General features: G+C 52.9%; 14 protein-coding genes and 1 pseudogene. 9 read left to right on the forward strand and 6 right to left on the reverse strand.

Annotation, left to right across the window (positions count from 1 at the left end):
• The first annotated feature begins 450 nt into the window (after positions 1 to 450).
• Both KTT_RS31965 and KTT_RS37950 read left to right on the forward strand, forming a co-directional pair.
• Positions 451 to 1,470, forward strand: coding sequence for an IS110 family RNA-guided transposase (locus KTT_RS31965; RefSeq protein ID WP_160146283.1), 1,020 nt, complete (start codon positions 451 to 453; stop codon positions 1,468 to 1,470).
• A gap of 133 nt (positions 1,471 to 1,603) precedes the next feature.
• Positions 1,604 to 1,744 (forward strand): annotated as a pseudogene (locus tag KTT_RS37950) (IS3 family transposase); the annotation flags it as partial.
• Positions 1,745 to 1,834: 90 nt separating this feature from the next.
• Here the strand turns inward: KTT_RS37950 and KTT_RS31970 are convergent.
• The 3 genes from KTT_RS31970 to KTT_RS31980 form a co-directional block, all read right to left on the reverse strand.
• Positions 1,835 to 2,242, reverse strand: coding sequence for a nuclear transport factor 2 family protein (locus KTT_RS31970; protein WP_126601713.1), 408 nt, complete (start codon positions 2,240 to 2,242; stop codon positions 1,835 to 1,837).
• Between the two features lie 42 nt (positions 2,243 to 2,284).
• Positions 2,285 to 3,001: an SDR family NAD(P)-dependent oxidoreductase gene (locus KTT_RS31975; RefSeq protein WP_126601714.1), complete on the reverse strand. Its 717-nt coding sequence runs from the start codon at positions 2,999 to 3,001 to the stop codon at positions 2,285 to 2,287.
• 172 nt (positions 3,002 to 3,173) lie between these two features.
• Positions 3,174 to 3,572: a VOC family protein gene (locus KTT_RS31980; RefSeq protein WP_126601715.1), complete on the reverse strand. Its 399-nt coding sequence runs from the start codon at positions 3,570 to 3,572 to the stop codon at positions 3,174 to 3,176.
• A gap of 147 nt (positions 3,573 to 3,719) precedes the next feature.
• Here KTT_RS31980 and KTT_RS31985 point away from each other — a divergent pair, with 147 nt between their 5' ends.
• Positions 3,720 to 3,890, forward strand: a complete 171-nt coding sequence (locus KTT_RS31985; protein ID WP_235845934.1) for a TetR/AcrR family transcriptional regulator — start codon at positions 3,720 to 3,722, stop codon at positions 3,888 to 3,890.
• A gap of 316 nt (positions 3,891 to 4,206) precedes the next feature.
• Here KTT_RS31985 and KTT_RS31990 read toward each other — a convergent pair whose 3' ends face one another.
• Positions 4,207 to 5,136 (reverse strand): AraC family transcriptional regulator, encoded by a 930-nt coding sequence (locus tag KTT_RS31990; RefSeq protein WP_126601716.1) that lies wholly within the window; start codon positions 5,134 to 5,136, stop codon positions 4,207 to 4,209.
• Between the two features lie 473 nt (positions 5,137 to 5,609).
• On the opposite strand from KTT_RS31990, the gene KTT_RS31995 reads away from it, so the two are divergent.
• On the forward strand, positions 5,610 to 6,353 hold the full coding sequence (locus tag KTT_RS31995) for an SDR family oxidoreductase (RefSeq protein ID WP_126601717.1): 744 nt from the start codon (positions 5,610 to 5,612) through the stop codon (positions 6,351 to 6,353).
• 131 nt (positions 6,354 to 6,484) lie between these two features.
• On the opposite strand, the gene KTT_RS32000 is transcribed toward KTT_RS31995, so the two are convergent.
• Both KTT_RS32000 and KTT_RS32005 read right to left on the reverse strand, forming a co-directional pair.
• A complete protein-coding gene (locus tag KTT_RS32000) occupies positions 6,485 to 6,937 on the reverse strand; it encodes a hypothetical protein (protein ID WP_126601718.1) in 453 nt (150 codons plus the stop codon).
• A 21-nt stretch (positions 6,938 to 6,958) separates the two neighbouring features.
• On the reverse strand, positions 6,959 to 7,840 hold the full coding sequence (locus KTT_RS32005; protein ID WP_126601719.1) for an ATP-binding protein: 882 nt from the start codon (positions 7,838 to 7,840) through the stop codon (positions 6,959 to 6,961).
• A gap of 350 nt (positions 7,841 to 8,190) precedes the next feature.
• On the opposite strand from KTT_RS32005, the gene KTT_RS32010 reads away from it, so the two are divergent.
• From KTT_RS32010 to KTT_RS32030, 5 genes are all read left to right on the forward strand, one after another.
• A complete protein-coding gene (locus KTT_RS32010; protein WP_126601720.1) occupies positions 8,191 to 8,880 on the forward strand; it encodes a class I SAM-dependent methyltransferase in 690 nt (229 codons plus the stop codon).
• A gap of 168 nt (positions 8,881 to 9,048) precedes the next feature.
• Positions 9,049 to 9,348 (forward strand): hypothetical protein, encoded by a 300-nt coding sequence (locus KTT_RS32015; protein WP_126601721.1) that lies wholly within the window; start codon positions 9,049 to 9,051, stop codon positions 9,346 to 9,348.
• 23 nt (positions 9,349 to 9,371) lie between these two features.
• Positions 9,372 to 10,181: an alpha/beta fold hydrolase gene (locus tag KTT_RS32020; RefSeq protein WP_126601722.1), complete on the forward strand. Its 810-nt coding sequence runs from the start codon at positions 9,372 to 9,374 to the stop codon at positions 10,179 to 10,181.
• A gap of 313 nt (positions 10,182 to 10,494) precedes the next feature.
• Complete coding sequence (locus KTT_RS32025; protein ID WP_126601723.1) at positions 10,495 to 11,898, forward strand: cytochrome P450; 1,404 nt, start codon at positions 10,495 to 10,497, stop codon at positions 11,896 to 11,898.
• Positions 11,899 to 12,082: 184 nt separating this feature from the next.
• Entirely contained in the window at positions 12,083 to 12,727 is a 645-nt protein-coding gene (locus KTT_RS32030; protein ID WP_126601724.1) for a DJ-1/PfpI family protein, read from the forward strand.
• Positions 12,728 to 12,971 lie beyond the last annotated feature (244 nt).

Raw genomic sequence — 12,971 nt, forward strand, 5'->3', positions numbered from 1 at the left:
AAGGCTCGCGTTTTTCCCATAAAGGCAGTATATCAAAAAGCTGCACAGCAAGGCAAGCAGCTTTTCAAGTGGAAACCACCTGTAGATCCCCGTTGTTCTTAGATATGGTTTGACGGATGTGGATGAACATCATGCAGGAACTTAGGTTTAGCAATTGGGCCAACTTCACCTCTACCCCTTGTGGAGCTTCTTGCACACAGGACTTGCAGAGCAATCTCATACATGCCTTCTGGTATTCTGGACTTCCCCCGTTTTTGTGGAGTCGAGGAAGAAACGTGTGATAGACTTCGACTCAGGAGGATCCAATGGCCAAAAAGCAGCGTGTGTACACCGCAGAATTCAAACGTGCGACACGAGGCCGCTTGCGATGAGTGGGGAAAAAGACCCTCAGCTCAGTATCCAGGGCTGTCCTCTCTAACCTCCTCCCCAGCGGGGAGAAGCCCTGCGGATTTGCTCTCCCACGGACTGCTTTCGGCGAGCTTCATCCCTTCGGCTTCCCAGAGGCACTTGCGCGAGTTGACGAGGTATCGCACAAAGCTGGTGGAGGAACGAGCACGAGAAGTCAACCGCTTACAGAAGACGCTCGAGGATACCAATATCAAGCTGGGGGATGTGGTGTCCGATGTCCTGGGCAAAGCCGCTGAGCTGATCCTACGTGCGATGGTGGCTGGAGAAACGGATCCAGGACGTCTGGCCGCCTTGGCGGTAGGGCGGGTTCGCGCGAGCCAGGAGGTCCTTGAGGGGGCCTTGAGGAGAACCGTGACAGCACATCATCGTTTCATGCTCGGTGAGCACCTCAGACAGATTGATCATCTCAATGAGGCCATCATGCGGGTCAGCGAGGAAATTGCACGCCGTTTGGATCCTCCAGATCCACCGGAGGATGATGAGCCGAGTGCCGAGGGAGGTGAGTCGCCCCTTCAAGCCCCTCAAGCTCCTGCATCCTCTGATGCCGACGCACCCCCTCTCAATTGGCAGGAGGCGGTCAGGCACCTTGACCAGATCCCCGGGATCAGTGAGCAGGTGGCCCAGGGATTGTTGGCAGAAATCGGGGTGAATATGAACCAGTTTTCCTCGAGCAAACACCTCGCGTCGTGGGTGGGGATGTGTCCAGGCAATCATGAGAGTGCGGGCAAACGCCTCTCAGGCAAGACCCGTAAAGGCAACCTGCATGCGCGTCGGTTGCTGATCCAGGCGGCACACGCAGCTGGCCGAACCAAGAACACGTATCTGGGAGCACAATATCGTCGCCTGGCCGCTCGGCGAGGACCCAAGAAAGCAGCGGTGGCGGTGGGACACAGCATTCTGGTCATTGTGTATCATCTGCTGCGCGATGGCGGAACCTATCAGGATTTGGGAGGCAATTACTTCAACGAACGGGATCACCAGGTCGTTCAGAAGCAGCTCGTCCGACAGCTCGAACGCATGGGATATCAGGTCGAACTCCAGTCGATGGCTCAAGCAGGATAATCTCCTGTCTGAGCCGATGGAGTCAGGACTTTTTCAGAAGAGCTTCTTGAAAATGCACGAAAGTTGCGGATGATCCGAATTTGGAGGGTCAAAGAAGAGAAATCTGCTCTACTTCAAATAGAACGGTTCAATGCTGGTTTATGCCGCGTTACAGATGGCCCTGCTTCAGCGGCCGCCAGGAGCGGAGCTGATCCATCATTCAGATAGGGGAAATGAGTATGCCAGTAATCGCTATCACCTGCTGCTGCATGAGCATCATATTTCAAGGAAATTGGAATGCTTGATATGAGAATGAAGAGATTGCGATGAGCTTATCGCAACCTCTTCCTCATGAACTCTCGTATTGACGTATGGTTCTGTTGCATCAATATGTAGGCGATTGCTGAACGCTACTCTGATACAGCTTTCCCCAGACAATCTGCCCGCCTTGAATTTTCATGATGTTCACCCCTTGCATCATTTGCTTCACTCCGTCCGCCCGTGTTCCATGGAAGAACAATTCTGCCCATACACTATCTCCTTCTATCGCTTCGCTGAGGATCTCTACCCGGAAATCTGGCATGGTTGAGAAGAAGAAGCTCCAGTTCTTTCGTACACCTGCCTGACCGGTGAAGTTTCTTTCCGGGGAAAACGGCAGTTCACTCCGATAATCGGGTGCAAAATAGGTCACCATCGCTTCCAGATCGTGACGATTCGCAGCCTCTATCATGGATTCGAAGATTTCTTTCGGTTTCGCATGGACATATGTATCTTGTCTCTGTTGCTCTGACATCAGAATCCTCTCTTTTTTCAGGAAATATCTACGTCAGATCGCTTAACGATCCATATATTGCTCGTGCGGCTCATGGCGTGCCGCATCGAGAATCTTCTGAGCCACCGCTTCAGCACTATCGGGTTCTGGTACGTTGAGTTGTGGGCGCAGATGATTGGTCTTTGGAGTTGCCATGCTATTTTTGCCGAAATTCGTTGCCGTGACATGAGGAAACATCGTGGTGATGCGAATATTCTCTGAAGCTAACTCCTCTCGTGCCGTATCAGAGATCATATTGAGGGCAGCCTTTGTCGCGGCGTAGGCACCAATGACGGGCAGGTGCATGTGTGCAGCAGTCGAACTGACGTTGATGATCAGACCTCCGCCGTTTTGACGCATCTTTGGGACAATCGCCTGCATCGCTTCTACAGGACCAATCACGTTGAGCTCAAAAATCTGGCGAAACTGATCAATATCGACATCAGCCACGTGGCCACGCACGGCTTGTCCCGCATTATTGATGAGGATATCAATGCGTCCATACTGCTGAAATACTCTGTTCACTAGAGACTCGATCTCATCCTTTTTGCTCATATCGGTCGGAACCGCGAGCGCCTCACGATGTTGCTCATGAAGCTCATTGACAATGGTATGAAGCGTATCGGCAGAACGCGCCGCAAGCGCGACCTTTGCCCCTTCTTGAGCAAAGAGACGCGCGGTAGCCAGGCCAATGCCGCTAGATGCGCCTGTAATGATCACAACTTTATCCTGAATATCCATAAGAAAAAATCCTCTTTCTCTTTCTCTTTTCTCATTCTTTCAGTGCTTGAGCGATCCCAGGCTCCAGCACTGAAAGACGCGTTTTCTGTGGTAGGTGTTCCTCTCGCGCAAAGAGGTTCTCTCGCTTCTGGAAACATCCCATGGCAAGGGAGGTCCACTCAAAGGAGAAGACTTAGGGTTCATATTTCTGGATGGCGTCTGCGCTGGTCGGTCTGAAAAAATTGACCAGATTTCCGTCAGGGTCGCGAAATAGCACGGAGCGATTCCCCCACGGCATGGTTGTCGGCTCCATCACAAATTCGTTGATGATGTTCTTGAGCTTTTCATATTCCTGGTCGACGTCATTGACCAGAAACTCGATGATCACCGTATGATTCTGAGCCGGGGAAGCAACGTTTGCTCCGAAGAGCCCGATCGTTCGCGTGCTCGCGATCGCGAGAAGAGAGGAAGGCGAAGCCAGTTCGGCAAAATCTTCCGTGTACCATTTCGCTGACAGGCCCGTCACCTGTTCATAGAAGTGAACCAGACGTTTCACATCGTCGGTAATGACGCGGATCGAGACGAAGTTCATAAGAGAGTTCCTTTCGTGATTGCATGTTTGCACGGTCTATAATACGCTACGGTATCGTAGCGCAACAGTAGTGTATCATATAAACAAAGAGAACGTCAAGACGTGGCGAAGAGAGACGTCGTTCGTTCAGCGTAGGAAAGGAAACCAATGAACAGGAGTACTCATCCCCCCATCGATGATCGGGTTCGGCGCTCAAAGGAGCGTGTCCTTCGGGCGACTTCTGAGCTCTTGACCGAAAGCGGGTTAGAGGGTGTCAGCGTCGAGGAAGTTTCTCGCCGATCCGGGGTGGCGAAGACCACCATCTATCGTCACTGCTAAGAAGTTTGTGCATTCATCGCAAAGATGGGGTGTCAGATGGAAGGTTATCTCTTGCTTCCTTGAGCCTGCCCCGCTTTTGTAGAGCCTACAAAAGCGGGGCAGGCTCACAAGATCACGAGTAATCTCTGTGATCGGTTTCCCCGACGTGTTGGCCAGTCGAACCCTTCCAGTTTACATTCTTTCGTAAAGGTTCTTTGGGCTTTCGGCGTGCTGGACGCCTGCGTGCTCACATCGATAACGACGACCTACGCGACCTGGCGCGCCGCTATACGGGATGGCTGGGATGAAGCCGTGGACAGCGTTGCCCGTAGCGTGCTCACGGCGCGTACGTTTGGCTGAAGATTTGTGCATGTTGATGATCTTTGTCACGATTGTAGGATAGGTGTTCTCGGATGTAGGATGGAGTGACCCCGAGAACGTGTCGCATATGACGAGTTAAATGGCTTTGATCATAAAATCCTACTGTCGTGGCTATCTCAGCGATAGAAAGTCGGGTTGACTTGAGCAGGTGTTGGGCACGTTCGAGACGGCGTTGCACGATATAGGTGTGTGGAGAGAGTCCGGTTGTTTGGCGAAATAGACTTGAGAAGTGGGATGCACTCAGGCCTACTTCAGCTGAGAGTTCGGCGAGTCCCAGATCATCGGAGAGCCGATCCTCAATGATAGACGTGATTTTTCGTAACAGGTGTGGCGGCAAGCCTTTTGTGATCTCTGGTGGATCGTGAGGGGTGCTCGTGTATTTATGAATCAGATGAGCCACTAACGCTGTGGTGAGGCCCTCAATGTAGAAACGTCCCGATGGCCCTCCTTCAAGGAGTTCTGTTAACATGGCTGAGCTGATGTGTTGAATGCGCGTATCCTGCACACTAAAATGGTCCAGTAGCTCGATATGCTGCTGATTGTAATCATCTGAGACCATTTGAAGCAAAGCGGGGGTGAGTAAAACATGCATATGTTCAGCGCCATCTGTATGGCGCCATATGCTTTCAGTCCCGGCAGGCACGATTTGTAAATTCCCACGAGCCATGGTGTGATGAAGTATCCGCCCGTTTCGTACTTGCTCAATCTGGATGGGCGACCCCTGGTGCAGGCAAATCATGTGAGATGATGAACCCGGAAAGACATATTCTCCGCCAGCATGATAGCGTTGTTCAATTACAATGTTTTTCCATGCCAGAGACTCGCTGGAGCGAAGTATTCCCTGCTGAGAATGGGCTTGAGTAGAACCGGTGATCTTTCTTTCCATCGCCTCTATCCTCCTTTTTAAGGATACCTATCATTCTGTAAATTATATCAGAGAAGCGATACGATTCGGGGCCACTGCCGGATAGCTTGTTGGAGTCGCCTATGCCGATCGGGTCGGGGATGATGCAGTGGTCTCGCATGATACATATATGGGACTATTATAATGTAATGGATTTCCAATTTTTCGCACAAGCGGCGCGCCAGGGCAGGAGCGAAGGCTTCATACAGCGAAGCGGTCGTGTGCGTATTCAGAGCACGCTGAGACCGCTATGGTGTGAGTTCCATTGCCACAAAGATCGTCAAAATATCCAAACTGACAATAAGAATGTCCAAGATTTGCCCCACCGATCTCCTCTATACTCTACACATGTAATGGATGTGTAATCGAGGAAGCAGAGAAAACCGATGACATACGGTCCCTGCTTCGCGATAAGGAAATTACCTCTTGATAAGATTCTTCTAGGAGATACTAGAATGAGTACACCTCAGGTCAACAAAGTCGCTCTTGTCACTGGAGCATCACGCGGAATCGGTCAGGCCATCGCAGAAGCGTTGGCTGCCAACGGAGTGAACGTTGTCATCAATTATGCTCACAACAAAGGTTTTGCTGATGAGATCGTGCATCGTATTCGGCAAAACGGCGGTCAGGCTCTGGCTGTGCAGGCAGATGTCAGTCACATTGCAGACCTGCAAGCTTTGTTCCAGGCCACCATTGAACAATTTGGACGCCTTGATATTGTCGTCAACAATGCCGGGATTATGACGACCAGGCCTCTTGAACAGATCACGGAACAGGATTTCGATCGGGAGTTTGCTATCAATGTGAAAGGAACCTATTTTGCCTGCCAATTGGCAGCCAGGTACCTCCAGGCAGGTGGCCGTATTATTAACTTCTCCTCCTCTGTCCTTGGGCAAATGATTCCTACCTACAGTCTCTATGCGGGCACCAAAGGCGCCGTTGAACAAATCACTCGGCAGCTTGCTAAGGAGTTGGGCTCCAAAAACATTACGATCAATGCAATCGCCCCTGGACCGGTGAACACGGACCTGTTTTCCGCTGATAAATCAGAAGCGCAAATTGAGACGTTCAAGCGGTTGATTGCCTTTGGTCGTCTTGGTGAACCGGAAGATATTGCCAGAGCGGTGCTGTTTCTGGCAAGCGAGGAAGCTGAATGGATCACTGGACAGGTCCTGCGTGCGAACGGCGGTTTCATTTAGAGCGTGTTGGCAGGTACAGGTCAACCGTACCTGTCAGGCCCTCATCCTACTTGGAGAATACTATACCCCTACCAATTCATTTGAGAACACCATCAACAAACATCAGGAGATACCGTTACTAAAATCTACTATTAAGTGCTGTTATCCTTAACTTTTGTTTGCCTTAGCCACAGAATCGAAGCATGATGGGTGTGGCATACGACGAACGGAGCTTCACGGATACTTTCCACCCATTGCAGTAGATTCGTCCTGAGTGCATCAGGTGGTCCCGAAGGACCAGCGGCGGTAACCGTAGCGCCGCCCACATTCCCATGTAGGAAACGGGTTGAACCGACGGATTCGTGATGACCAGGTGTTTTACCCGTCCGGTGGTGTGCTTTGATGTCGCGCTCACGTTGGGCAAGCAGTTTCAGATAATAGGCGAGATATCTCTGCTGGACCGCCTCTGTCTGGCCAGCCGCCTCCAGGTGTTCTGCGCCGTACTGTCGCAGCAGTTCATGAACCTCGTAGCGCCCCATCGTATTCCTGCGCACCAGCGATTGGTCGATCAGTCTGGCCAGCGTCGAAAGCTCTGCACCTGCCACGCGTTCTGCGGCCTCGCGCGTTCATCCACCGCGAAAAACGGAGAGCTTCTGGAACACTTCGCGGTCCGTTTCAGATAGCAATTGCCAGGAGGAAGCGAACACGGAACGCATACTGCGGTGGCGTTCTGGCAGGTTGTGCGCACGGGTTGCCAGCAGATCCAGATTGCGTTGGATTTCCTGGGCAATGTCCGTCGGACGCAGCGTCCTCAGCCAGCCAGCCGCCAGTTCAAGCGCGAGCGGCATCCCCTCGACCAATCGGCAGATGTCTCTCACTCCCTGCTCGTCTTCAGACAGAACGAAATCACGACGTAACCGGCGTGCGCGCTCCACAAACAATTGCACGGCACTATATTCCTCTGCTGCACGCTCTTCTGCGTGGGCTGCAGGATAGGTGAGACCCGTGATCGGCCTGCCCCATTCTTCCTGGAGATTGAGCACTTCACGGGAGGTCGCGAGGATTTTCCAGGAGGTTGTGGCTGCCAGCATGTCAGCGATGAGATCGACCCCTTCCAGCAGATGCTCCACATTATCCAGCACCAGCAGCACCTGTTGCGCGTGTTTTTCCTGCAGATACGCAAAGAATTGTTCACGTGGACTGCGGCTCTCCTGCTGAAAACAAAATGGAGTGGCTTTGGCAATGGCTGGCAGGAGATCATCGCTGCGGGAGAGCTGCGTGAGCGACACCCAGAAGATGCCATCAGGGAAGAACGCCTGATGATGAGAAGCAATTTCCATCGCCAGGCGGGTTTTGCCGATGCCTCCGGGACCAGTGAGCGTCAATAAGCGGCAGGATGGATCGGCAAGCAGAGCGCCGATCTCCTCCATGTCCTGTGATCGACCAAGAAAAGGGGTGAGTGCTGGTGCGGCATTGTGCATGTTCTGGAAGGCTCGCGTTTTTCCCATAGGGACAGTATATCAAAAAGCAGAACAGCAAGACAAGCAGCTTGATCCGCGCGGAATCGGCCCATGAGACCATATCTCTCAGCCGTTGGATAGCCTCCGTACGGAAAAGTGATGCACAAATGCGAACGTCTGTGTTCATCTCAGACGCCAATTCTTCCCTTGCCGAGTCATTTTTTGCTCCTTGTCTCATTTGGGACACATCTGCCCGATTGAACCTTGTTTCCGTCTACCCGTCCGACTACACTTGAAATCAGACGGAATCACTCATTTGAGATATTCTGTCTCAACCTACGCAACTTGTCAATACGCTCTCTTCTCACAAGAGGGGGGGTCTGAAAGGAGCACCATCTATGCACTCGTCCCCGCATCATCACCCCAGCTCGGCTGACTCGGCATCAGCGAAAGAAACGAAAGGGCTGGTTATCAACTCTGGCTGGCGTTATGACCTGGGGGAATGGTTTCACAATACCTTTTCCTTCCAGAGAACGTTTCAGAAGCTCAGGCGGAGGACTATCAGCCTGGCACAATTGCAACCCGGAGAGCAGGTGCTGGACGTGGGCTGTGGTACAGGAACCCTGGCGATAGAGGTTGCCCGTCGCGTCGGCCGTACAGGTCGCGTCACAGGCATTGATCCAGGAGAACAACAGATAGTCCGTGCTCGTGCGAAAGCAGGGCGACGCAACCTCTCCGTCGAGTTCCTGGTGGGGGCTATTGAGCGGCTCCCCTTCCCGGATCAGAGCTTTGATGTGGTGTTTTCGACCTTGATGATGCATCATCTACCGATGCCGCTCAAGCGTCAGGGACTGGCCCAAATTGCTCGTGTGCTCAAACCTGGGGGGCGGTTGGTGATCGCTGACTTCAAGCACAAACAAGATCGAGCGAGCCTGGCGGCGAATTTCCATGCCGGAGGAAGTCGCCTCCAAGATCTGGAGGCTCTTCTCAAGGAGGCCGGTTTCGACCAGCTGGCGACGGAAGAGATGTCGCCCTCAAGCTTCTCTTCGTTTCCGGGAGCAAGCATCGTCCGCGCATACAAATGCTGAGATGCACGCATTTCCACATGCGGTTGCGGTGCCTGTGTGCATATTGACAACATGTCTCATGAATAGACGCGAGGAGACTATGATGAGTAAACGGTATGATGTTGTACCGGAAGTACCAGGTGGCGCGGTGGCGCAAAACTGGTAGTTACCTCCGGCGCGGTCTTTCTCTTGCTCGTTCACACACAGTTTATTGACCTGCTGGCAGACCTCGCGGCAAAAGCGACTATCCTGAATGCCTATCCCTATGGGATACAAATCAAACTGGTCGCCACCTCTGGAGCCACGCTGGTGGTATTGATCATGCTCACAGGACTGGCCATATACAAGCCGCGAGGTATGACCTCTTATGGGCAGGGGAAGCAGAATGAACGGAGGAAAGGGATCACCACTGAAGAGAGCGCAACTGACCAGGGACAAAAGACAGGACAGGAACGCACAGACAGCTCCGTTCATTCAACGCTCGCATAGTAAGTAAGAAAGAAGGGAAGTCAATGAGTACTCTCAACGTTCCAGGGGCGCAGTTATTGTACGAAGTGAGCGGCTCCGGGTCCCTCCTGATCTTGATTCCGGGAGCGAGTGGTACGGGAGAGTCTTTCCGTCCGCTCATCCATCACTTGACCTCACAGTACCAGGTGGTGATCTATGATCGCCGTGGTTTTTCGCGGAGCAAGCTTGATGGAACTCAAGATTACGATCATCGACTCGCGGTCGATGCCGATGATGTCCTGCGTTTGATCAAGCACCTGAGCGACAAACCGGCGATGGTCTTTGGCAGTAGTTCAGGAGCCATTGTCGCGCTTGAAGTCCTCACGCGGCATCCTGAGTGGGTCCAGACGCTGGTAGCCCATGAGCCGCCAGTCGTGAAGCTGTTGGATGATGCAGCACAATGGCTCGCCTTTTTTGACGGAGTCTACGACACCTACCGCACTGAGGAGATTCCCAAAGCCATGTATCAGTTCAATCAGGGGATACTCGGAAGCATCGATCTGCAGGTAATGGAGAAGGTGAGGCGTGAACATGCCAGTGCGTCTATGGTTTCCAATACCAGGTATTGGATGGAATACGAGTTGCGTCAGTATCCACGCGTTGAGCTTGATCTCGCGAAGCTTGCTGCGCACGCTGAGCAGATCGTCCTCGCTGGCGGACATGACTCCAAGCACCAGATGACATATCGACCGAACCAGGTATTGGCAGAACAGCTCGATCTCACTGTTGTCGATTTTCCCGGTGGACATCTCGGCTTTCGGTCTTCCCCTGCCGAGTTTGCACAGGTACTCATACATGTTCTCAAAGACGTTTAATATCAGAATACGTGTAAAAAATCATATTGTTAGAGAAGTAAAAATAAAGCAGGAAATAAAAATAAAAGCAGGTAAAAGTAGCACTCAGATAATGAGAGCCATGAGCAGATTTGGCTCTCAGGACCAGTTGCCCTCCCTCTGAGCCGAGCCGGGTGCTGGTCAGGGAACTGGATAGGAACGTTGTCCAGCTCTCTGGCGGACATTTCAGCTTCCTATTCTACCCGTCCTTGTTCGCACAGGCGCTCATGGAGGTGCTCAAAGACACCTGAGTGCCTGAGTTATCCGTCCCTTTTGTCTTTAAGGAGAACAACACATGTTTCCATCGATAGTGACACCACAACCGACAACGTCTCGCGCTTCGCAAGCGAAGGGGATTAAGCACCCCCCCGGACCGCCGTGGCCGACAGCACTCTGGAATACCATCAAATTTGGACAAGATCCTCTTTCATTTGCGCGAGAACTACGCGAGCGCTACGGAGATGTCGTGACGCTGCAGACAATGATGGGTCCCTGGACCCTGGTCTTTCATCCCGATGGGGTACGCCACGTCGTGCAGGAGAATCACCAAAATTACCGCAAGGGAGGGCCTTCCGATCAAGTGCTCAGGGTAACACTGGGCAATGGACTGCTCACTAACAATGGAGAATCCTGGCTCACGCAACGTCGCTTGATCCAACCAGCCTTTCATCGCAGTCGCATCGCGGGCTTTGGCCAATTGATGACCGAAGGGGCGACGGCCTGGCTTGAGGAAACGCAACTGGACGCGTCAGATCCTCTTGATGTGTTTCAACAGATGAGTGGTCTGACCTTGACCATCGTATGTAAAGCGCTCTTTGGCGCAGACATGCTCCCCTACAAGCAGCGGGTGTTTGAGGCGCTGGGCACCGCCATTCGACTGGAAGCACAAGCCTTTTACATGCCAGGGTTGCTCTCCCTGCCGACCCCTCAGCGTCATGACCTGTACAAAGCGAGAGACGCCCTCTACGCCGTTGTTGATGAGTTGATCGCTGGACGAAAGGCCAGAGCGACAGGGAGTGAGAACGATCTCCTTACCATGCTCCTCGAAGCGCGGGATGCAGAGACGGGCCTTGGCATGAACGACCTGCAATTACGCGATGAGGTCATCACCCTCATGGTCGCCGGTCATGAGACCACGTCCGGCGCGCTCACCTGGACCCTTCTGCTGCTTTCACAGCACCCGGAGATAGACGCCAGGCTCCGAGAGGCGTACACTCGCGTCCTGAGCGGACGTGCGGTGACGATAGAGGATCTGCCCCAGCTCACGTTTGGACGGATGGTGCTGGAGGAGTCCATGCGTCTCTATCCACCCGCATGGGTCTTTGGTCGTCAGGCGCTCGCTGAGGATGAAATTGGTGGCTATCGCATTGCCAAAGGGGCGTTTGTCCTGCTGTTTCCGGCAGTGACCCACCGACATCCTGACTTCTGGGAACAGCCTGATGTCTTCGATCCGGAGCGCTTTGCGCCGGAGCGGGCCACCGGGCGCCATCGCTTCGCCTACATTCCCTTTGGGGGTGGCCCGCGCGGCTGTATTGGCAATCAGTTTGCTCTCACAGAAGCGCAGCTCATCCTGGCCACAATCCTGCCTCGATATCAGTTTCGCCTCCTACCAGGGGCAAAAGTGATCCCGGAGCCACTGATCACGTTGCGACCACGAGGCGGCCTGCGGATGACGGCCCATCGACAGGATGAGCTATAAACGGGGCATCTTTTGAAAGAAACAAGCGTGTGTCCCTGATAACACGCTCAAAGCGTGTTCTCGTCGTAGCACTTCCCCGCAGAGGAGAAAGAAGGCCATAACCGATCTTTTTTAACGATCTTCATTGATTTTTGAATCGCCATAAACGCGAACGTTCGTAGTTTAAGCATAGGAGAGACATTTGATGAAGCAACAATGGACCGTAGGGATTCTGCTATTTGATCATGTGGATCTGACGGATGTAGCTGGTCCCTATGAAGTTTTTCATAGTGCAGGATATACCATAAGTGATCTCCAAAAAGGTCTGTTGGGTCAGGATACTTCTGAGAATCACCCTTTTGTCGTCAGAACCGTTTCCCAGGCAGGCATACCTCTCCAAGCCAGTAATGGGCTTCGTCTTCAGCCCGATTATTCGTTTGAACAGGCTCCAGCTTTTGATATCGTGGTCGTCCCTGGTGCCAATCTTGGCGTCATTGCCCACGTCATTGCCCAGGATGAGGTCATGCGTTGGATCGCGCGCGCTTCCTCCCAGAGCCAACTTATGACCTCAGTTTGTACGGGGGCCTTTTTCCTTGCCCAGGCAGGGCTCCTCAATGGGAAGCGAGCTACTACCCATTGGGCTGCACTCGATCTGTTTGAGCAACAGTTTTCTCAGATCCAGGTCCAACGCACAGGAAAGTTTGTCGATGAGGGGACCATTATTACCTCAGCTGGAGTAACATCAGGTTTCAATATGGCTTTGCATGTGGTCGAGCGCCTCTTAGGGGAACAGATGGCTCAGGCAATCGCGAAGGGCATTGATTTCCAAACGTCTTTAGCACGCGGATGAGTCGAGTAGAAGGATTCAAAGGACAGCGTTCCTTTCAACCCGGCGGTCAGCCGCCTGGGGGAACAAAAAGCGATCCCGCTGGGCTGCGTCGGTTTTTTCGTTTCCGCAGTAGGCTTGTGTACGGCCACCTTGCTGTGGCTCATCACCAGGACAGGTCCCGAACCGAGGGCTGGTCGCCTGCTGGGCTGGTTCCGGGAGACGTTTAGTCTGGCCTTAATTTTTGGTTTCGTCCTGGGAGGCCTTG

This window comes from Dictyobacter aurantiacus, from assembly GCF_003967515.1.
GTDB lineage: Bacteria > Chloroflexota > Ktedonobacteria > Ktedonobacterales > Ktedonobacteraceae > Dictyobacter > Dictyobacter aurantiacus.